This window comes from Ureibacillus sp. FSL K6-0786 (genome assembly GCF_037965165.1).
Classification (GTDB): domain Bacteria; phylum Bacillota; class Bacilli; order Bacillales_A; family Planococcaceae; genus Ureibacillus; species Ureibacillus thermosphaericus.
The window spans coordinates 907,661-930,483 of the sequence record NZ_CP150191.1 but is presented as its reverse complement, the minus strand read 5'-3'; the positions used below and the strand labels follow the sequence as shown (position 1 = coordinate 930,483).

Annotated in this window: 19 protein-coding genes; 16 read left to right on the top strand and 3 right to left on the bottom strand. The window is 34.4% G+C overall.

Annotation, left to right across the window (positions count from 1 at the left end):
* Nucleotides 1-88: 88 nt before the first annotated feature.
* The 9 genes from NSQ18_RS04510 (at nt 89) to ltrA (ending at nt 12,038) form a co-directional block, all read left to right on the top strand.
* The gene (locus NSQ18_RS04510; protein WP_016839320.1) at nt 89-556 is read left to right on the top strand and encodes an IDEAL domain-containing protein; all 468 of its coding nucleotides are present in this window, start codon (nt 89-91) and stop codon (nt 554-556) included.
* Between the two features lie 365 nt (nt 557-921).
* Entirely contained in the window at nt 922-1,143 is a 222-nt protein-coding gene (locus NSQ18_RS04505; protein WP_339289186.1) for a hypothetical protein, read from the top strand.
* A gap of 354 nt (nt 1,144-1,497) precedes the next feature.
* Nucleotides 1,498-2,328, top strand: a complete 831-nt coding sequence (locus NSQ18_RS04500) for a flagellin (protein ID WP_339289184.1) — start codon at nt 1,498-1,500, stop codon at nt 2,326-2,328.
* Between the two features lie 168 nt (nt 2,329-2,496).
* Complete coding sequence (locus NSQ18_RS04495; RefSeq protein WP_339289182.1) at nt 2,497-3,231, top strand: nuclease-related domain-containing protein; 735 nt, start codon at nt 2,497-2,499, stop codon at nt 3,229-3,231.
* Nucleotides 3,232-3,464: 233 nt separating this feature from the next.
* A complete protein-coding gene (locus tag NSQ18_RS04490) occupies nt 3,465-3,740 on the top strand; it encodes a hypothetical protein (protein WP_339289180.1) in 276 nt (91 codons plus the stop codon).
* Nucleotides 3,741-4,015: 275 nt separating this feature from the next.
* Nucleotides 4,016-5,287, top strand: a complete 1,272-nt coding sequence (locus NSQ18_RS04485) for a nucleotide sugar dehydrogenase (protein ID WP_339289178.1) — start codon at nt 4,016-4,018, stop codon at nt 5,285-5,287.
* A gap of 226 nt (nt 5,288-5,513) precedes the next feature.
* The gene (locus NSQ18_RS04480) at nt 5,514-6,233 is read left to right on the top strand and encodes a WecB/TagA/CpsF family glycosyltransferase (protein WP_339289176.1); all 720 of its coding nucleotides are present in this window, start codon (nt 5,514-5,516) and stop codon (nt 6,231-6,233) included.
* A 725-nt stretch (nt 6,234-6,958) separates the two neighbouring features.
* Nucleotides 6,959-10,180, top strand: a complete 3,222-nt coding sequence (locus NSQ18_RS04475) for an S-layer homology domain-containing protein (protein ID WP_339289174.1) — start codon at nt 6,959-6,961, stop codon at nt 10,178-10,180.
* Nucleotides 10,181-10,775: 595 nt separating this feature from the next.
* Complete coding sequence (gene ltrA, locus NSQ18_RS04470; protein ID WP_339289573.1) at nt 10,776-12,038, top strand: group II intron reverse transcriptase/maturase; 1,263 nt, start codon at nt 10,776-10,778, stop codon at nt 12,036-12,038.
* Nucleotides 12,039-12,265: 227 nt separating this feature from the next.
* On the opposite strand, the gene NSQ18_RS04465 is transcribed toward ltrA, so the two are convergent.
* Genes NSQ18_RS04465 through NSQ18_RS04455 form a run of 3 tightly spaced genes read right to left on the bottom strand, consistent with a single transcriptional unit; the run spans nt 12,266 to nt 14,429 of the window.
* A complete protein-coding gene (locus tag NSQ18_RS04465; RefSeq protein WP_339289172.1) occupies nt 12,266-13,828 on the bottom strand; it encodes an IS66 family transposase in 1,563 nt (520 codons plus the stop codon).
* A 60-nt stretch (nt 13,829-13,888) separates the two neighbouring features.
* A complete protein-coding gene (tnpB, locus tag NSQ18_RS04460) occupies nt 13,889-14,242 on the bottom strand; it encodes an IS66 family insertion sequence element accessory protein TnpB (RefSeq protein WP_339289170.1) in 354 nt (117 codons plus the stop codon).
* Nucleotides 14,232-14,429 carry a hypothetical protein gene (locus tag NSQ18_RS04455; RefSeq protein ID WP_339289168.1) on the bottom strand — a complete coding sequence of 66 codons (198 nt, stop codon included), beginning with the start codon at nt 14,427-14,429 and terminating at the stop codon, nt 14,232-14,234. Before NSQ18_RS04455 ends, tnpB begins: the two co-directional genes overlap by 11 nt.
* Before the next feature lie 948 nt (nt 14,430-15,377).
* Here NSQ18_RS04455 and NSQ18_RS04450 point away from each other — a divergent pair.
* The 7 genes from NSQ18_RS04450 (at nt 15,378) to NSQ18_RS04420 (ending at nt 22,772) form a co-directional block, all read left to right on the top strand.
* The gene (locus NSQ18_RS04450) at nt 15,378-15,875 is read left to right on the top strand and encodes a hypothetical protein (RefSeq protein WP_339289166.1); all 498 of its coding nucleotides are present in this window, start codon (nt 15,378-15,380) and stop codon (nt 15,873-15,875) included.
* 15 nt (nt 15,876-15,890) lie between these two features.
* Entirely contained in the window at nt 15,891-17,453 is a 1,563-nt protein-coding gene (locus NSQ18_RS04445; RefSeq protein WP_339289164.1) for an O-antigen ligase family protein, read from the top strand.
* Nucleotides 17,453-18,364: a Wzz/FepE/Etk N-terminal domain-containing protein gene (locus NSQ18_RS04440; RefSeq protein WP_339289162.1), complete on the top strand. Its 912-nt coding sequence runs from the start codon at nt 17,453-17,455 to the stop codon at nt 18,362-18,364. The genes NSQ18_RS04445 and NSQ18_RS04440 overlap by 1 nt, the downstream gene beginning before the upstream one ends.
* 61 nt (nt 18,365-18,425) lie before the next feature.
* Nucleotides 18,426-19,556 carry a glycosyltransferase family 4 protein gene (locus NSQ18_RS04435; protein WP_339289160.1) on the top strand — a complete coding sequence of 377 codons (1,131 nt, stop codon included), beginning with the start codon at nt 18,426-18,428 and terminating at the stop codon, nt 19,554-19,556.
* 207 nt (nt 19,557-19,763) lie between these two features.
* Nucleotides 19,764-20,777 carry an EpsG family protein gene (locus NSQ18_RS04430; protein ID WP_339289158.1) on the top strand — a complete coding sequence of 338 codons (1,014 nt, stop codon included), beginning with the start codon at nt 19,764-19,766 and terminating at the stop codon, nt 20,775-20,777.
* Nucleotides 20,778-20,857: 80 nt separating this feature from the next.
* Nucleotides 20,858-21,775, top strand: a complete 918-nt coding sequence (locus NSQ18_RS04425; protein WP_339289156.1) for a glycosyltransferase — start codon at nt 20,858-20,860, stop codon at nt 21,773-21,775.
* Between the two features lie 55 nt (nt 21,776-21,830).
* Nucleotides 21,831-22,772: a glycosyltransferase gene (locus NSQ18_RS04420; RefSeq protein WP_339289154.1), complete on the top strand. Its 942-nt coding sequence runs from the start codon at nt 21,831-21,833 to the stop codon at nt 22,770-22,772.
* The last annotated feature ends 51 nt before the right edge of the window (nt 22,773-22,823 follow it).

The window sequence follows — 22,823 nt, the reverse complement described above, 5'->3', positions numbered from 1 at the left end:
TTCCAAGTTGCGGATAACGAATAAAAAGTTTCGTTTCATCAACTTCGGGCTAATAAAAAGAGAGAGATTCAATATAGGAGGGATAGGTATGATCCATGTCCAATATATGAAACCTTTTTATACGAAAGCCTCGGGGGAAACATTGCGTCTCGTCTTTGCTTATCAATATTTTTCCATCATGAAAGACAACGAACTGTTTCACTTTGTACCCATCGAAGGAAAAGAAATCATTGTTAACATAAAAACGATGCAAATCGAAAATTTATCGGAAATTTTTGTTTTCCAACGTGGAAATCGCTTTCTTCGATTGCCGCTATACCAGCTTCTATTAATATCCAACATCCATGAACATTTGGCTCCAATACTTGAAGAGGCAGCAAATAAATCAGAAACGATCAATATCGTCCCGCATGGAGAAAATGCAGAAGTTAATCACCTCATTCGCTCATTGGAGTCCGAAAATATTGATCGATTGATCGATGAAGCGTTATCCAATCGTGACGAACAAAGATTTTATGAATTAGTTGCGAAAAAGAAAAATATGGAGAACAGATGAGTAGGAAATTGCAAGAAGTTAACGGAGGAAGTAAAGTGAATAAGAGTCAATGATGAAGCACCTCGATTTGAAAAAATTGAAGGTGCTTATATTTTTAATTAGATGATGAGGCTTTTATATTATGGTGAATTCAATCCTTCCAACGATATGCCATGAATTAAGCCCCACTATAATCCACGTTATATCAATTTGGTAGATTGTCTTCAATTTCCTGCAACATTACATTCTCCTATTACTAGAACATAATTAATTTCAATATATTGAAAGGGTTATCTGCACAAGTAGGGGAAATATCCGCACAAGAAGTAATGTTATTCACACAAGAGAAGGAGTTATCTACACGAGTTGGGTAACTATCTGCACGAGTGGAAGTAGTAAACGCACGAGTAAGGTTATTATATGCACAAGCGAAAGAGTTATCTGCACGTGTAAGATTGCCATCCACACAAGTGAATCATCCAAATGCACAAAAAGAAGTGGTAAATGCACAAGCAGGGGAATTATCCGCACGAGTAGTAGCCATCCACCACACAAGCAGCAAAGTTATCAACACAATCAGACATCCCCCTGCACGAAACTGTACATAAATGCAAAAGATATCCACATAGCTAGAATCCCATCTACTTTAGAAGAAATCAGTTGACCACTATACTCCTCATCCATTAAAACGCGATAAATATTAAGAAATAAAGAAATAAAGTACACTCACTGCAATCCCTGAACCAATAATTCCAAACAAGCAATCTTCGAAAGTAAGTTTCATATCTTTCATGACAAATCCCTCCTTGGGAGCCAGTATGTCCCAAAAAAACGATTATTAAACCTAATTTCAACCAATCTATTCAATGAATAATAAAATTATTAATTCTCTCATAAAAATTCGTTGAAAAAAACCGATATGAATATCAATAGAACCTTCGCCATAAGAAAGGAGGAATACGATGCTGGGGCAATGGTCGGCTACGAGATTGATGATTTTAAATAATCTTCATCAAAACTGGATGAATGCCAATAAAGCGTTATTACGAATCTCTTCAGGTTATCGCATTAACAGCGCGGCAGATGATCCGGCGGGACTAGCCATTTCAGAAAAAATGCGTGCTCAAATTCGCGGCCTCAACATGGCGAGTAAAAATATACAGGATGGCATCTCCCTCGTTCAAACGGCAGAAGGCGCTCTCAATGAAACTCATGCCATCATACAGCGCATGCGTGAACTAGCAATCGAAGCTGCAAACGACACACTTACTGATGATGATCGAAAGCACTTAGATCTTGAATTCCAACAACTGAAAGAAGAAATTACTAGAATTGCGAAACAAACAGAATTCAACACGCGCCCTCTCTTAAACGGTGACTACGAATCAAATCCATTAAAAATTCAAATAGGTGCGAATGCTGGACAATATATGGAGATCTATATTGGCAATGTAGATAGCACCAGCCTTGGTCTAGATAATCACGACATCACAACTAGAGACGGTGCAGACAAAGCGATTGGTGCATTAGATAAAGCTTTACAACAAGTATCCAGTGAACGCTCTCGGCTTGGCGCTTATCAAAATCGAATGGAACATGCTTATAATAATGTAGTGAACACGGCAGAAAACTTAACTGCAGCAGAATCTCGAATACGAGATGCAGATATCGCGAAAGAAATGATGAACTATACTAAAGCAAGCATTCTTGCCATGGCAGCACAACAAGTTCTTGCGCTCCATCTACAACAAGCCCAATCCATTTTAATGCTACTAAACTCCGGAAAAAAATAACTCACAGGCGGGAAAGAAATGGACGTCTGTGAGTTTTTTTATGGAGTACCAGAGACATTGAAATTTTCATTTTCCCACCAAAAATTCCGCGAAAATAAAAGTTTACAGTAAACTATTCCCCTCTCAATTTCCATTTGCTAATTTAATAGGAAAAAAGGAGGGAAATATTTGCTGCTCAAACCATACAAAACGAGTGATTACAAAATCGCATTAGAGTCTCTTCTCAAACGTTTAAATCCGGGTCACGAAAAAGCTTTCAAAATCGAAGAAGAATTATCGTTGCAAGAAGCTGGAGAAAACGGAGAAAAACATTTGCTAACCATCCTGACAGAAAATCAATTGCCTAAAAACACCTACATTCTTCATAACATCAGTATTAAATCCATCATCACGATTCAAATCGACATTATACTCATTTCACCAAGCTGGTGCCTCATTTTAGAAGTGAAAAATCTCAATGGAGAACTAACGTTTACAAACAATCCACCTCAACTAATTTGCGTGAAAGAAGATAAAAAGCTATCCTATCGCAGCCCAGAAGCCCAAATCGACCAATATATTTTGGGGTTAACAACATTTTTGGAACAACATCAAATCAAAGTCCCCATTTATGGTGCAATCGTATTACCGTATAACAATGCAATTATCGATAAACCGCCTTCCAAATACCCGTTATTTATGGGAAGAGGTATTATTCAATACATTTGGTCATTGCCAAAAAAAGAAGTCATTCCTTCAAAACAAGTAGGAGAATTTAATTCAATATTCAAAAGAACGAATTTGGGACCATTTCCCCCTAACCCAGTATTACAACATCAACCCACAAGAAATCCGAACTGGAGTAGAATGTCCGAATTGTGGCACCATTCCGATGAAACGACTCAAACGTACATGGCATTGTGAAAAATGTAATACGCGGAGCATGTACGCCCATGAAAAAGCCTTGAGGGATTATTATATGTTGATCAATAAAACGATATCTCCAAGTGAAGCGATGAACTACTTAAGATTAAGAATCGCTTCGAAGCAACTAGAATATTAAAAGCTAACAGTAAATCCCGAACAGGCAACACAACAGCATGTAAATATGAATTATAAAATTTGTGAGAGTTTGCAGAGGTTGCACGCTCTTTTTTGTGGGAATTGTATTCGTAAGATTGTTGGAGTATTTATACAAGATAGAACTATCCGCACAAGTTGGGGTACTATCTACACAAGTAGGTGAACTTTCTGCACAAGAAGAAGTAGTAAACGAACGAGTGAGGAGCACATCCACACAAGAGGGGATACTATCCGCACAAGCCAACGCACTATCCGCACGAGCTGAAGTTGCAAATCCACGGGTGCGAACCGTATCCGCACGAGCTAAGGTATTAACTACACAAGTGAGTAAACAATCCACACGAATTTAAACCATATCCACACCAAAAAGAGTAGATAATGTGAAAATAATTCACAGTTTCCTTCGAAAGTTGTATACTAGGACTCGCAGGATAAAATTTATAGTTACAATCAATAAACCAATGAATAAATCATTTATATTAAGACATTCTAAACAAAACGAGTCTCGGAGCATCACTAGTTATTTAAAACGCGCTTAATAATCAAAATTCCCCAAAACAAAAGCGCATCATTAAAAGAACAGCTCCCTCTCGTTCTTGAAACTCGAAAGGAAGTAACGATTCATATGAACAAAACAATGTGTGTAATCGGTCTAGGTTACATCGGATTACCAACTGCGGTTACTTTTGCAAATTACGGAGTAAAAGTGCACGGGGTCGATGTAAACCCTGCTGCTGTTCGAAGCATTCAAGAGAAAAAATTACATATCGAAGAACCAGGATTACAAGAACGTCTGAATAAAGCGGTAGATGAAGGATACTTAACAGCTTCCACAACACCGCAAGAAGCAGATGTTTTCATTGTGGCGGTTCCTTCACCTATTAATGCAGATAAAACAGCAAACCTTGAATATGTACGTGAAGCAACAAAATCAATCGTTCCTTATTTAAGAAAAGGAAATCTTGTTATCTTGGAATCTACAGTTCCGCCAAAAACTGTGGAACGTGTGATGATACCTGAACTCGTTAAATCTGGATTAGATATTGGAACAGAACTATACGTCGCTCACTCTCCAGAACGAGTAATTCCAGGACGCATCTTTGAAGAATTAATCAACAACGGCCGCATCATCGGAGGAATCAATAAAAAATCTGCAGAAATGACAAAAGAACTTTACGAACTATTCGTAAAAGGCCCAATCCATTTAACGGACGCCACAACTGCGGAACTGGTCAAAGTCATGGAAAATACATACCGTGATGTAAACATTGCATTCGCTAACGAATTAGCAAAACTAGCGGAAGAACTTGATGTAAACATTTGGGAAGCCATTCACTATGCAAACTTCCATCCACGTGTAAACATCCACTTCCCAGGACCAGGTGTTGGTGGACATTGCATTGCTGTTGACCCATGGTTCTTGGTGGAACTCGGCGGAGATAAAGCCCAAATGATTCATCTAGCTCGCAACATCAATGACGGCATGCCACTATTCACAGCACAGAAAATACAAAAAATCTTGAATGAAAACAACATTGCGGGCGGCAAAGTAGCTGTACTGGGTCTTGCATTCAAAGGAAACGTCGACGATATGCGCGAAAGCCCATCATTAGAAGTGATTCATGAACTTCAACAACTAGGCTTAGAAGTCGTTTCATTCGACCCGCATATTAAAGAAAATAACCATCCAACACAAACACAAAACTTTGAAGAAGCAGTAAATGACGCAGACATTTTATTAGTATTAACAGACCATAAAGAATTTAAAGAATACAACCCATTAACAATCACACCAAAACACAAAATCGTGCTTGATACGAAAAACTGCTTGGATCGCGAAAAATGGAAAGAAGCAGGATTCCAATTCCACTTGCTTGGCGATTCAAAAAATATATAAGTAGTTTAACTACAATAAAATTGTAAGCGACAGGGTGGTTAATGCTCTGTCCCTTTATCGATTCATTTAGTATAGAATAAACAATTACCCAACTCGAATTTCTAGATGGTAAAAACTTTGTCATGTTTTTATCATCTTTTTTTAATCTGGGCTTTCTGTACATTCGCAAAATTTTTGGTATGATGGTTAACGGAATGAAACAACAAAATTGAATGGATGAACGAAGATGAAAGAAACCGTATTAGGGATACAAGTCAATACAGAAAACTACGATGAACTAATCGAACAAATATTTCAACGCATTGAACGGAAAGAAAAATCACTCATTGTCGCAATCAACCCTGAAAAAATCATGAAAGCAAAAGAAGATCCGGCATTAAAAAAATTACTAAATGAAGCAGAGTTCCAAATCCCAGATGGAATTGGGGTTATTTTAGCTTCCAAAATTCAAAAAGGTCAAATCTCTGAAAGAGTTACAGGTGTCGATTTAATGATGCGACTTTGCGAAGAAGCGGCAAAAAAACAAAAACCAATCTTCTTGTATGGGGGGAAACCAGGTGTAGCTGCAGCAGCTGCTGAAAAACTGAAAGCACTATATCCTGGTATTCAAATTGCCGGTATTCAACACGGATATGAAACTGACAATGAAAAAGTGATTGCCAAAATAAATGAAGCAAAACCTGATATTTTATTTGTCGCAATGGGTAGCCCAAAACAGGAAAATTGGATTAATGCAAATCGCGACCAATTATACCCAACAATCTATCAAGGAGTAGGAGGCTCCTTTGACGTACTTGCAGGGAATGTGAAACGAGCACCAAAAGCTTTCCAAAAAGTTGGACTCGAATGGTTTTATCGTTTAATGATGGAACCGAAACGTATTAAAAGACAAATGGCATTGCCAAAATTTCTTCTTGAAGTTGTACGAAACACAAAACGAAATTAGCAAGATTTCCCTCGGTGCGCCAAAATCATGCAATTGAAAATTATTTTGTAATCTTTGTAATATTTTATTGTGTATTTACAGTGAAGGTGTTAAACTGTAAGAAGTAGTAAGATTTCCTCTACGATATAGAGCAATACATTTTCCCTGCAAGGAAAAAAAACGGTTGGTAGCCCAAAAAGAAGGCCTCAGCATAAAAATGCTGGGGTCTTCTTTTTATCTTTGCGACATGGATGAGATCTTGGATTCAGGAATCGATATATACTTGAATAAGAAGAATAACCCAAATAGTAAAATATCAACAATAAACGCAAAAAAATTAAAATTAGTGGTCATAAATCTAATATCCAATCAATATATTGATTCGGGGTAAAAGGAATTAACACAATGTAATTAAAAGTAAACAAAATAGTTAACTAACATCCAAAATAATCTAATCATTGTAAAAAATTGGCGATTACAGTAGTAGTATTGAAAAAATGTAGAAAAATTAAAACATATTTGCTTAATAAGGTTGTTTTTTACAAACGATTTATGTCATAATATAAGAGATTCTTAGTTATCCTTTTTACGAATGTAACAGTCATGTGAAACTAATGGAAATGTTACTAAAAAATGATTGACAAGCCATTCGTATACTACTAAACTTTTATGTGTAATAGTTTATTTTCTCATATTTTGTGAGGATAACTAAAAATATTAATTGAATTAGAGGAGGAAATCTTTCTATGGCTAACCAACCAAAGAAATACAAAAAGTTTGTAGCAACAGCTGCAACAGCTACACTTGTAGCATCTGCTATCGTACCGGTTGCTTCAGCTGCATCATTCACTGATGTTCCTGGCGACCACGAATTCAACCAATATATCAATGAATTAGTAGAAGCTGGTATCATCAAAGGTTATCCAGATGGTACATTCGGTCTTTACAAACAATTAAAACGTAGCGACGTAGTTAAAATGTTAGGTCGTTACTTAGAAGCTAACGGTGTTGAAGTTCCAGCTGACTGGGCAACAGTTCAACGCTTCAGCGATGTTCCTGTAACAGCTCAAGACCAAGAATTAGTTAAATACGCTGCTCTTGTAAAAGACGCTGGTGTATTCACTGGTTCAAACGGTAAACTTAACTATACACAAAACATCCAACGCCAACAAATGGCTAAAGTTTTAAACAACGCATACGAAAAAATCAACGGCAAATCTTTAATCGATCTTGCTGCTGAAATCGAAGACGTAAAAGTTGCTGACTTAGATAAAGCATTCGACGAATTCCGTCCATACATCCAAGCTTTAGCTGATCTTAGAATCACTACAGTTGAAAACTTCCGTCCAGCTGATGCTGTAACTCGCGGTCAATTCGCTAAATTCTTAAGCATCTCTATCAAAGGCGGAGACGTAACAACTCCAACACCAGCTGAAGTTGAAATCGAATCTTTAACAGCTACTGGTGTTAGCCAATTAACAGTTAAATTCAACAAAGCTGTTGACACAGAAGCTGCTAAATTTGCTGTAGCTCGTGGAACAACTGCAATTACAGTTAAAGACGTTGACTGGAACGATGCTAAAACTGAAGCTGTTATCACTGTAGACCACAAATTCGCTGATGCAACATACACTTTAACAGTTAGCGGACTTGGTGAAAAAGACTTAACTAAATCTGTAACTACTACAAAAGAAGAAGTTACAAAAATTGAATTCTTATCTAACAAATTAGTTCTTACAGGTCGTGAAGCAAAAGACGGAGATCGTGTATATAAACAAGCTGTTATTGCATTTGCTGCATATAACCAATACGGAGAAGACATTACGAAAAACGTAATTGAATCTCGTTATGAAGATCCTAAAGTAAGAGGAATTCGTACTGCTAGCAAAGGTAGCGGCTTAGATACTGAAGTTAAAAATGGTAGAGTTATAACTTGGGTTGAAGAGCGCGAAAAAGAAGGCGAAGAAGGTAGCGTTGAATTCACTTACGAAAACGGTGACTACGAGTTACACGCTTATCAAGATGTTGTTCTTTCTGATATCGCAGAGCCAGGTTCAGTTGAATTATTAGACATTTATAATGCAAGCGGCAAAGCACTTACTACGAAAAATCTAGAAGATGTTGCAAAAGGTAATGAAGATTTCTACTTATTATTCAAAGTAAAAGATCAATATGGTGTGGAAATCGATCCTGAATTTGCAAAATCTACTAAATCTCAAGCTTCAACAAATGATACTACAATCCTAGATGAAGTTAAAAGAGGTCTTCGAGTAAGAGTATCTGACAGAGACATCTTCGAATTAGAAGACGAAGAAAATATTGAAGTATTAAACGTAGATGGTAAATACTACTTCGCATTAAAAGTAGCACACCGCGATGCAAAACGTATTGAAGCTGGTGAAAACACTGTTGAAGTTAGAGCAAGAGCAACAGGAGAAGTTACAACAAAAGTTTACAAAGTAGAAGCAAGCTCAGAAGTACACAAAATTGAACTATTAGCTCCATCTGAAGTAGTTGCTGGAGATGAAATCGTAAAACTTCCTGTAATTGCAACTGACATCAATGGTGAAGTTATTAAAAATGCAGCAGAATTAAACAAAAAAATCGGTGACCGTGATAACGGAATTACATTCAAAGCATCTTCTTCACGTATTGTTGGTGGAGATTCTGGTTTCCAATTTGTTGAGGAAAACGGTCAATTATATCTAGAGTTTAAAACTGTATCTAATAAATATAACACTTCTAAACCAAGAGTAGAAGAAGTAGATATTGAAGTAACAGTAGAAAAATACGATCAAGATTCAGAAATCACATTAAAAATCCAACCAGATGCATATGCTGCAAAAATTATTGGTGTAAAAGATAAAGCTGACACATACTTCCACCAAGATGGAAAAGCTGAAATTAAATTAAAAGACTTAATCATTGAAGACCAATATGGACGTATCTTCGATGATAATGCTAAACTTGCAAATGATCCTAACTTCAAAATTGAACTTCTAAATACTGAAAATGGTATTATTCAAGCAAGTGGTACAATTAAAAATACATCTGACAAATTAACATTTGAAGTTAAAGCTACTGACCGTGGTAAGAAAGGTAGCGGTACTTTCGAATTACAATTAACTGCTAAAGATTTAACTGAAAGCAATAAAAATGTAACAGATAGAGTTTCTATTACATTCCGTGCAGTAGAAGATGATGACTTCACTTCATACAAAGTTAAGAGTGATGGCTATGTATATGGCAAAACATCTACTGATACTGCAGGAATTGAAGTTTACGGTGTGTTATCAAACGGAGTGGAAGTAGAAATTACAGATATTCCAGGAGCTTTCCAAGTATTACCTGGTGACTACTTAAAACCAAAATACTCTACATCAGCTACTACTCCAGATGTAATTGATGTATATGCTGATGCAGATTCAGAAGCATTAAAAGATGCATTTAAAGCTGCTGGATATCAAAATATCGAAACAGGAGTACGTGTTGTAATCAACGCTACAGGTGAAGAGATTCTTCATAAATTAGTAGTTTCTGAAGCACCTGGTAAAGCTGCTAGCATCAAATTAAAAGACAGCAACTCTATCAGTGAAAAAGATTTAGAAATCTTAGAAGTAAAATTAACAAGCACAAACGCTATCACTGGTGAACAAATTTTAGAAGAACTAGATAAACATGTATTTGAAATTAAAGACCAGTATGGTAAAAAAGTAACTGTAGATGATATTACAAATGGTAGAGTTAAATTTACTCATGATTCTAGCGATGCAACTTACACTGGAAGTGGCGTTACTTTAACAATTTCTGATGTATTTACTCAAAATGATAATGTTAAAGTGAAAAATAACGGTCGCCATGATGTAGTAATTGGAGGAACTCCAGCTCTAAGTGTGGGTGACTACTTCACTGTAACTATTAAAGTAGATGGCGTAAGCAAATCTCTACGTGTTAAAGTTATTAAGTAATAAACTAATTCAAAAAACCGATCTAGTACTCTAGATCGGTTTTTTTTGTGCGCCCGGCATGTACATGAACTATAGGGTGTAAGTCCCGAACCCCGAAGACAGAAGTAGAGGTTAGCCAAGAGCAAGGGTGTCCGTGGTGACGCGGAATCTGAAGGAAGCTGGAGGCAAAACACCGGTCCGAGGAACACGAACCTCATATAAGGCTAGGTATGATTGAGTGAGTTTGCAAAACAAAACAAAGCTCTTTCTGTCGAAGGTCATATCGAGTAAATGAGGCGGATAGATGGTGTGAAAGTGCATGTACTTACCCGGGGAGGTCTGGCGGATATGTGAAGTACGCTTCATAACCTACTTAGTGATAAGTAGCTGAACCGTCAGAAGTCAGCAGAGGTCATAGTATTAGTTGGTTTAGAACTACTAAGAAGGACCGAACAATTAAGAGAGAATAGCCCTTGGCATTCAGTGAGTCATGATGAACACAGAAAACGTAGTACCTCACTTGAGGAAGGAAGCGGTGAATCCCGTGGGGGACCTCTTGGAGGGTGGAGTGACCACTGGCATAAAGAGAACAGCTATTCACGGAAGGAGAATAACGATGCTTTTGAATCAAATCCTGTCACGGGAGAACATGCTTCAAGCACTAAAACGTGTAGAACAGAATAAAGGAAGCCACGGAGTAGATATGACGCCCGTACAAAACCTACGACAGCACATAGTCGAAAACTGGCTATCTATTAAGGAGGCAACTCTCAAGGGAACTTATGAACCAATGCCAGTCCGCAGAGTCGAAATCCCGAAACCTGACGGCGGTGTTCGTTTACTAGGAATCCCTACCGTAACAGACCGTTTGATTCAACAAGCAATCGCCCAAGTACTTTCAAAAGTGTATGACCCTACATTCTCTGAAAACAGCTACGGATTTAGACCAAACCGAAGTGCCCATGATGCGGTGAGGAAAGCGAAAGAATATATAAGAGATGGACATCGATGGGTTGTAGATATGGACTTGGAGAAATTCTTTGATAAGGTCAACCATGACAGATTAATGGGTACACTCGCGAAGAGAATCCAAGATAAACCATTACTGAAATTGATTCGTAAGTATTTACAATCGGGAGTCATGATTAATGGTGTGGTGTCAAGCACATTAGAAGGAACTCCACAAGGAGGACCATTAAGTCCGCTACTATCTAACATTGTACTAGATGAACTAGATAAAGAATTGGAAAGAAGAGGACACAAATTCGTTCGATATGCGGATGACTGTAACATTTACGTGAAAAGTAAACGAGCAGGACTTCGCACAATGGCAAGTATCCAGCGATTTATTGAAGGAAAACTACGACTGAAAGTAAATGAAAAGAAATCAGCGGTCGACCGTCCATGGAAACGTAAGTTTCTAGGATTTAGCTATACCTATCATAAAGAGCCAAAGGTTCGTATCGCAAAAGAAAGCCTTAAACGAATGAAGAATAAAGTTCGTGAAATCACATCACGCAAGATGCCCTACCCGATGGAATACCGCATTCAGAAACTGAATCAATATCTAATGGGATGGTGTGGATATTTTGCGTTAGCAGACACCAAATCTATATTCCTTGAATTAGATAAATGGATTCGTAGAAGACTTCGAATGTGTCTATGGAAGAACTGGAAGAAACCGAAAACAAAGATACGCAACCTTATTCAACTTGGCGTACCACAATGGCAAGCGTATGAATGGGGAAATACTCGGAAGAGTTATTGGCGTATTTCAAATAGTCCAATATTACACAGAACCCTTGGTAACTCCTATTGGAGAAACCAAGGGCTGAAAAGTCTTGAAGCTCGTTATGAAAACTTGCGTCAATTATCTTAATTGAACCGCCGTATACGGAACCGTACGTACGGTGGTGTGAGAGGACGGGAGTTAATCGCTCCCTCCTACTCGATCTATAATTTTTGATGTGGGTGGAATAGGTTCTTCTATTTTAAAAATGGACTTTGACAGTAAGCCCGAAATATGTGAGATAAATAAAAAAATGCGCACCCTTCTGGTACGCACGACGAATAGCCCTTCAATCCCAAGTTTTTTCGGATTGAGGGCTATTTTGCTATTGCACATGATTGACAAATTGTTTTCGACCATGGCAAATAGCGATCTAATATTTCTGGCTGTTGATGGATTGGTAAACTTGGGAGTTCCGACAATACTTTCACTAAGTATCGATAAAAATCAATTCCATTAGCTTTTGCCGTTTCAGCCAAGCTTAAACAGATGGCATTTGCATCGGCTCCCGATTCACTCACGGAAAACAGCCAGTTTTTTCGTCCAATGACATTCGGCCGAATCGCATTTTCAGCTGGGTTGTTGTCCATTGCAATGCGTCCATCATACAGAAAAGCTTTTAAGCCTTCGGCGTGCTTCAATGTATACTCCGCAGCTTTTGCAAGGGCATTCTTCCCATAGAAAGGAGATTCATCAATCCATTTGAAAAATGCCTCGACGATTGGTTTGGACTCCTTTTGTCTTGCTTTTCTACGTTCACTCGGTCGAAGTTTTTTAAATTTACGTTCTAACCGATAAAGTTGATTGCAATAATCCACACCAATCCGTCCATTTTTACTATCAGCTTTTAACCAGTATCGACGAACATGAGCCCAGCAGTTGGCAAAATGAATATTCGATACATCATGATATGCAGAATATCCATCGCAGATCATCGTTCCTTTAAAGCCTTTTATAAAGTCAGTCAAAATTTCCCGACTTCGAGATAAAGCACTATGGAACAGAACAATTGCTGGACCTTGAGATCCTACGCTACGGAATACCCAGTTGTAAGCCTTAGACTGGGCTGGCTTCCCATCAGAGCGGTTCAAAACTTGGGCATAGGTTTCATCGACATGAAGGATAGATTTTTTCAAGAGCGTTTCTTTCATCCGATTATATAATGGAAGAAGCCAATCTTCTGCAGTGCGAATCATCCAGTTGGATAGGTTCTTATCATTGGTTAGTAAACCATAACGATGCCATTCCTTTACCTGCCTATATAAGGGTAAATAAAGAATAAATTTATCATAGATGAGTTTTGCTAAGACCGTTGGTCCTGCGATACTTCGCAGAATGGCAGGTTGCGGTGCTTTTCCACGTTTGATTTGTGAGTCTTTATTCGAATCTTTTTTACAAGACCTACACTCATAAGCGTGTTCAATATGCTGAACACGCTTCATAGTAGCTGGTATGAATTTTGCTTCTTCTCGTACAATCGTACTGCCAATCTCTGTCATAGGTGATTGACAACACTCGCATTGTAAGTTTTCTGGATGATGATGAATTTCTTCAATTTCTAAACCATCCATAAAAGAATCATTTCGTTTTTTCTTGTTATGTCGTTTACGAACAACTGTGTATGTCACAGTGTCCGTGCTTTTTTCTCCTGTGTGCTCAGGTTCATTAAAAAAAGAGTCGTCATCAAGCAAAGAATACTGTCCGTCTGGAGCTTGATACTTTGATTTTTCAGATTTTGAGCCATAAAGCCGTTTAGTTAAATAACGAACTTGTTGTGACAATAATTCAATTTGTTTCAACAGTTCATCATTTTTTTGATTGGCATGAGCTAGTTGCTCTTCTAATGACTGAATTAACTTTTCGTATGAATCATTGTTCACAACATCCACCACTTTTCCGTACTGATTCTATATAGAGTTGATTATATCATGAATCGGTATTTAGAAGACACCTTTTTTCGATTTTTGGATGGCTTTAGGTTGTTGAATCGAGAGCCCTTCGAGTAACCATCGAAGCTCCTGTTGAGTCATATTTCGAACCTCATTTTCATTTCTGGGCCATTGGAGTTTGCCGTTATCGATTCGTTTGTATAACATGGCGAAGCCATCTCCATCAAAATACAAACATTTATAGCGGTCTTTCTTCCGTCCACAAAATAAGAAAATGGCGTTGCTATATGGATCCAGTTCGAAAGAATCCTGAATTAAGGTGGCAAGACCATCAATTCCTTTTCTCATATCCGCACTACCACAAATGATATAGATATTTTTACACTTAGTAAAATCATGAATCACTGCTATTCAACTCCTTGATGACCGTTTGAATGATGTGAGGTTTTACACCGGGGTAAAAGGAGATTTTGAAATTTGTTGCTTGAATAACGCATACAGGTTTGAGTGGACCACGACTCGTTGAGGGTGGAGTTGAATCAGAATCGGATTCCAAATTGACAGGGACGATATTTAATTTTTCAATTGCCAAACAAAAACACCTCCTCTGTACAGGGAGGTACGATCGATTGATATGCGTCGTTTGAATTCGGGCTTACCTTTGACATGATAAAATCATCACTTAGTAGCTTAAATGATGAAAGATTTTCCTCTAAGCTTTTCCATTGTTATTAAGTTATGAATAATTAAAAAGTTATTTTAAAGTATTAAAATTAAAGATTACCAAAAGAAAACCGTTTAATGAAATAACCATATGATTAATTCCTTCAATATCGCTATTGATACAATCGTATTGCAGAGTATATTCCACTTAATACTTGTACGAGTTTGTTTTAAAGCATTGCTAATTACTTGGATGATAGAGAAATCAATAATAATTTATGTATTAGGGAAAATTTATTGGATTTATAGACAATAAGCATCAATCACAATAGTTTTATTATTGAAAATCGCAAGAAATATTTTGCATCGCTCCAGTTCCAGAATTCATCGATTTAAACTCGTGAAAACATAAGTGCTTAGGTAGATAGTTATAATTTGGTTGATAGTAGCTATAAAAACTGTCAATGATGAGACAAATTATTATGAGAAATTGATATTACTCCTTTGGGAATGTGGCTAGCGATAAACATTTTACCAAAGTATCGCCGTATCACATTTTTTTGTATAAAAAATGGGTGTAGGATTAGGTCACTAACACCAAAAGTTATAGAGCCGAAGTTTTCAGTAGAATACTGTCAAAATTTAATGTATAATTTCCTTAGAGAAACATTTTTGTGAATTCTAATATTCGCAATAAGAAATGGTTCTCTTTTTTTATTGCTATAACTGAAATCTAGATTTTACAATACTCTGGTTATTCTTTGGTAGGATTTTAATGACAAATGAGTGGACATGATACTAAAGCAATATTGAAGTAAATAGTGTATGATTGTAAAGTGTACATTATGATGAGAAATTTAATCAAAGGATTGAGAATATGAAATTAAAAGAATTACATAGAAAATACATATTATTAGGAATGATTGGTTTTATAATTATTGGGTTAATGGTTGCCAAAGTCATGGCAAAAAATCAAGATGAATATTTTCTTAAAAATGAGTTATTATACGATCAAGTTCAAAGACTTTACAATGAAGAAAATTTTGAAGAAGCTGCAATTTATATTGAGGAATTATTAAAAAATCAACCTAATTCAGAAGTTGTGAATTACATGGGGGGATTAATATCTGCTATTAATCAAGACTATAATAAGGCTGCAATCTTGATGCAAAAAGCACTTGATACTAATCCATATAGAGTAGAGGATCCTATATTTATGCTTCAATTAGGTGAAATATTCTTCAAAGCAGAACGTTATGAAGATGCAAAAACTGTTTTAATCCGCTGTCAAGAGTGGTGGTGGCAACCAGAGGAATATCCTAATTACCAAGAAAGAGTCCAAGAATTGCTCACTGCAATCAAAAATCAACAGTAAGGCAGGTATATATAAATGACTTCATTTTATGGAGAAGAAAGACAAGTCAATGTGTTAGTTGATGAGGAAGAAAATCGAATATCACGTGAATATATTGATAAGTGGATTTTTAGATTATTATTATTATTAATTGGTTTTATGCCTTTAATTGTACTAGCTGAAGTAAGAGAAGTAATCAGTCCAGTCGTAACAAATATTGGCTCACTTACATCTGGTGCAAAAGGTGATATTTTTACATATTATAAATCTTTAATTGTGTTAATTATTACAATAATAACTGGGCTTTTATTACTTATTAAAATTTTTTTTATGAATGGCATAATTCGAAAAACAAAATTAAATTACCTTTTAGCAATATTCGCAATTGCCATTGTAATTTCAACCATTGCTTCTCCTAATATATCAATTACATTAGCAGGACAATATAACCGCTCTGATGGTGCCATTAGCTGGTTATGTTATATTGCATTAATGTTTATTGCAATGAATATTAATTATCCAAAAAATGCGGTGAATAAAGTTTTATATTCGCTTTATCCATTTATATTTATCAACTTCTTTATCATTACAATGAACTTTACAGGCAATGATTTAATGCAAAAAGAATGGATACAAAAAATTGTTACTGTATTATTGCCAGAAGGTGCTAGTATTGCTGAAGACTCACAGCTTGTTGGTACATTGAACCAGTGGAACTATATGAGTGGAATGTTTGCCATAATGACTGTGATGTTTTTAGCAGCTGCAATTGTAGGGAAAAATCTATTGATTAGTATAATCAATATAATTTGTGCAACTTTCTCAATTGCAGTTATGCTTATGTCAATTTCAACAAGTGGTTTTCTAACTGTGCTTATTATGGTCGTTCCAATTCTAGTACTTATTATGAAAGCAGAAAATAAAATACAAGGTATTATAATTCTCGGGATATTTTTAGTGCTTTCAAGTATAACTCTTCACATACTTTCGAAAGAGAATCCTGTAGTATGGAGAGAATCTATTGGATTCTTTGTGGACAAAAACCCTTATGAACAAGAAGAAAAGATTTCTAAAGCAACTAATGGTTTTGAGATTGATTTACTCAATAAAGCATACGCATCAGACAATACTTTTGAATTGCCTAAACTACCTGGGCGCTCTTGGGCTCCAGGGACAGGGCGATTATACATATGGGAAAAGACATTGAATCTTTTTAAAGAACGTCCAATCTTTGGTTATGGGTTAGATTCGTTAATGTATAATTTCCCACACTACAATATTGATGCACGTGCTGGATTGTTCACCGAACATACAATTACCGATAAACCACATAGCGTATATGTAGGAATCTTATATGGAACTGGCATTATTGGATTTATAGCATTCCTGTTAATAGTTGGTATCATTATTATTAGTAGCATAAAAATTCTATTTAATAGAAAGATAATTTATTTATCAATTCTTAGCATCGGTTCTATAGCATTCTTTATCCAGGCAATCTTTAATGATTCATTACCGGGAACATCAGGGGTAATGTGGGCATTGACTGGTATCCTATTCGGGTTAATATTGTCAGAAAAAGAGGGAGTAAAAAGTTAATGAGAGAAAACAAAGAACTGAAAGAAGTAATAGATATTATTATTAAAGGAAAATGGATTATATCAATTATTACAATTATTTGCGTTATCTTTTCTGGGATACTTTCTTGGGTAATATTGCCAGAAAAATATGAATCAAAAGCGATTGTACAAGTTGCAAGTAGTGTACAAGATACAGGTATAATGGAAAGTTTTGTAGCAACAGAGTTTACTCCTCAAATATTTTCTTATCGTGCAAAAGATGAATTGATTATTAATGAGGCTTTTCTAACAGAAAATATACAAAAAGATTATAGTCAACGAAAATTAGACATAAAAACTGATAATAATACTTTAACGATGGCCTATACTAGTGATTCACCAAAAAATGCACAAAAGGAATTACAAATTATAATAGAAACTACAAAAGTTCGAATGAATGAATCTGTTCATAATACTTTGAAAAACTTAGAAAATACTTATAACAAAGACGCTGAATCTCTTTCTATTGAAATTGAATCCCTTATTAACGAATACAACTCAATTGTTAGAAGCAATCATTTGCCAGAAGTATTAATTTTACAAACGATTTTAAATCCGGACATGGTAATTAATATATCAGACGAACATATAAAAGCATTAGCGAACGTAAGTGGTTCAATACAAAATCAATTGCTTCAATTACAAGCTCAGATTCAGACGAAATCTAAAGAATATCGCAATATATTAGCAGATTATCAATCTATTAAAACTGGTTTAGAGAATTTTAAACCCGATCCCTTTATTCGTATAATTTCTGAACCTACTTTACCAAAGGGGCCATCTTCTCCTAATCATCTATTATTGCTGGTAATTGGATTTGTTTCAGGAATTATGATTGGTTTAGGTGTTGTTTTTCTTCAGAAAATATTGAAAGAATACAACACAAATTAATTTAATAGAATAATAATTTATCACGTTTATAATAAAAGAATAATAAACGGAGCCAACTATAATGAAAAAAGTATTATTTGTAGCGACTGTAGTAAAAAAACATATAAATGCATTTCATATCCCTTATTTAAAAATATTTAAAGAAATGGGATATGAAACACATGTATGTGCGAGAAATGACTTTGACAATAAAGAAGACCTTGAAATCCCATATTGTGATAAATATTATGATCTTCCTTTTGAACGCTCACCATATAAATTTGAAAATATTAATGTATACAAAAAATTAAAAAAGATTATTGACAATAATAATTATGAAATCATTCATTGCCACACACCTATGGGCAGTGTTCTTGCAAGATTCGCTGCAAGAGACGCGCGAAAAAAAGGAACAAAAGTACTTTATACAGCTCATGGTTTCCACTTTTTTAAAGGTGCTCCCAAAATCAATTGGTTGATTTATTATCCTATTGAAAAATGGTTATCCAGATATACTGATTGTTTAATCACAATAAACAATGAGGATTTCAATACAGCAAAAAAAAATTTTAATGCAAAGCAAATAGAGTTAGTTAATGGAGTAGGTATTGATACTAATCGTTTTACCCCCCAGTCTTTAGAAAAAAAATTAAAGCTGAGAAAAGACTATGGATATTCGGAAAAAGATTTTATATTAATTTCCGTTGCAGAACTTAATTATAACAAGCAACAAGATTTACTCATTAACGCAGTTCATCTTCTCAAAAATAAAATTCCTAATTTAAAACTTTTACTTGTGGGGGACGGAGAACTGAAAGAGCATTATTCTCTACAAGTAAGTGAATTGGGATTAGGAGAAAATGTCCAATTTTTAGGTTACCGAAATGATGTCGCTAATCTATTGGCTCTTTCTGATATAGCCGTTTCTTCTTCCAGAAGAGAAGGACTTCCATTAAATGTTATGGAGGCTATGGCAACCGGATTACCGTTGGTAGTGACAAATTGCAGAGGTAATCGTGATCTGGTGAAAGACGGAATAAATGGGTATGTTGTGGGTATTCATGATGTTGTTGCATTTTCCGATAAAATTGAAGAATTATATAATTCTACCCACTTAAGATCCCGTTTTTCCAGTGCAAGTTTAGATATGATCAGGAGTTACTCACTGGATCAAGTCATTACTGATATGAAAAATATCTATTTAAATGTTTAAATAGGCTTATCTCAAAAAAAACATAATGAAGAACTGGTAAATGAATAAGTCTTGGAGAAGTAATCTTAACATTAAAGGGGAGAGTTTAAAGAAGTAACCAACTAATAAAATTCTCCCTTTTTTTTGTTGGTTCTATCTTTATTAATAATAAAGGAGAAACATATGTATTATTTACTATTCATTATTATGATAGCTACACTCGTAATAATGTTTATTGTAAAAAATCAATCTTATAATTACATAGTTTTAAATTTCCTTGCATTGTTTTGGATTTCTTTCTGTGTTTTTATGATTGGATTTCGTTATAATGTGGGAACAGATTACCCAAACTACGAAACATGGTTCCATTACTGGTATAAAGATATTACTTTTGAATGGATTTATACTGGTGTGAATTATATTTTGAAAGTTTCTGGTGGAGAGTTCCATTACTTAACTTTACTAATTTCACTATTTTCCTCATTGTTGCTGATATTTGGAATATATAAGTGGAATATACGAGGAATAAATGTTATTTTAGTCCTCTTTTTATATACAGTTTCGTATTTATTTTTATTTGCAAATACGATGAGACAAGGTGTGGCAATTATTATCTTTTTTATTGCAGCCCGGTATATAGTGGAGCGGAAGTTTTTTAAGTTTCTATTTTGGATCTTTTTGGGCGCGGGTTTTCATTTGTCCATCATATTTATGATTCCGTTTTACTTTATTTATAAAATCCAATTGAGATATACAATTTTTGTTTTATTGGTCATCGCTTCTTATTTAATAGTAGGATTAAATTTAAGCCAAAAGATTCTCGAATTTTTATTATCATTTTCTCCATACGCTCAAAAGTATTTGAACAGTGATTTGTTATCTAATACTGAAAATAGTATATTATCGCCTGGAGTATTAATTAAAACCCTTATTGCTATTTTATTACTTGTAAAACTTAAGAATATTCCAAATGAATATAAAATTGCAATGAATTTTTATATGATCGGTACAATATTTAGGATCTTTGCAATTTCCAGCTATCTATTTAATAGATTGGGTATGTATTTCCAATTCTTTGAAATTATTTGTATCGTAATTCTTTTAAATCAAATTAAAAATAAATATTTTAAAATATTACTATACGGTTTTGTAATAATCATTCACTTACTATTATTATATAAACTAATTATTATTGATGCCGAAGCAAATGATTTTATCTATAATAGTATATTTGAAAAATAATGAAGTGGATTATACTCGTTATATAGTTTCTAATTGGAGCGGTTGCTTTAAACTATTTTATGGGATGGTGTAATACTAGATTGGTTAAAATATTATTTATAAGAAACGAAAAGTCGTTTTTGCCTGAGATAGATGCTTATATTCAATATTTTCATAAATTTGATGGATTTCAGGCGTATGATTCTTCAAAGTTATTAGGTGAGTATAACTTTAATGATTTCGATGTTATTTGGGAGTTCAAAGGTTTTGGAGGAGTTAAAGTTAAGAACCAATTACTTATTCATGAATATGCTTCATTATCTACTGGGAAATTTCCGCTAATCAGAAACAAATTGAAGGTTTTGCTTAATCATAAGCCAAACTTAAGAATCTTTTTAAATGAGAATGTGAAGTCTGGTTTTAATTTTCATGATAATGTTGATTTCTGTTATAGAGATATGGGAATCGACAAGAGTTTTCTATATGTAGATAAAGATAAAAAAGAATATGAATTTGTTTATGTTGGACTAATCTCAAAAAGCAGAAATATAGATCAGTTATTAAAGGCTTTTACAGAAAAAAATAATGGTAAGATTTGTTTAATTGGAAATGTAGATAATGATATATATAACGAATACAAAAACAATCAAAATTTAATTTTCACAGGCAAAGTCGCATATTCAGAAGTTCCTAAAATTGCTTCGAAAGCTATTTACGGTATCAATTTTATTCCGGATCAATATCCGTACAATATTCAAACCTCTACGAAGTTGCTTGAATATTTGGCTTTGGATTTAAAAGTAATAACAACGGATTATCAATGGATTAGGCAATTTGAAAAAAAACACAATTGTTCTTTTTATAAGTTGAATCCAACAAATTTAGAATTTGATATTACCAAAATTAGCCAACATGAATTTAAATCGAACTTTAACGCAAACGACTTTTTATGGAACACTGTAATAGAAAAATCACAAATTTTGAATAAAATCAATTCTTTACTCAGTGATAGAAAATGAAAAAATCTATTTATTCGAACTCAATTGAAGATTAAAAAAGCGAGGATTGTAATTCATGAGTGACTTAATCTCAGTAATAATGAGTACATATAATGAAGAATTGGAATGGATTGAGGAAAGTATTAATTCCATACTGAATCAAACTTATAAAAATATAGAGTTTATCATTGTATTGGATAATCCCAACAATAAAGAACTGAAAGATTTATTATTAAGATATTCTGAAAAAGATCGACGGATTAAATTAATATTTAATCGTGAAAATATGGGGTTGGTAAAAAGCTTAAATGCTGCTCTTGAACATTGTAAAGGTAAATATATTGCAAGGATGGATGCTGATGATATTTCGGAATTGGACAGGTTAGCCCTTCAAAAAAAATATCTTGAAGAAAATAATCTGGATTTTGTTTTTTCCGGAATTAAAATAATTGACGAGCATGGAAATCAAATATACGAAACAAATAATCATATTCTAACGCCATCAAAGATAAAAAAATTACTTAAAATTACAAATGTTAGTAACCATCCAACATGGTTCCTAAAAGCAGAGCTTTATAAAAAGCTTAATGGTTATCGAGATGTACCTTATTGTGAAGATTATGATTTTTCTTTAAGATGTTTAGAAATGGATGCAAAAATAGGGAAAATGGATCAAACTATATTGAAATATAGAGTGAGAGGCAATAGTATTTCAAAAAGTTATAGTCTTGAACAATTTTTGAATACAAAATCTTTAACAAAACTTTATAAGAACAATCAGATCAATAATACGGATGAATTAATCAAATTAATTAATAATAACAAAAAACTGGCAACTGATGTCGAAAAAGAAAAATTTAATAATGCAGGTGTGCTTTATTATGAAGCTGTAAAAGATATTAAGGATAAAAAATTGCTATTAGGCTTACTGAAATTTATTAAAAGCATGTCAATTAGTAAATATTATTTTGCCAAGAACTTTGATTTAGTTAGATATAAGATTGCGAAATATAATTAATTTTAACCTCTGATGGTTTATTTTTATTAAAAATATGAATAGTATTGATGG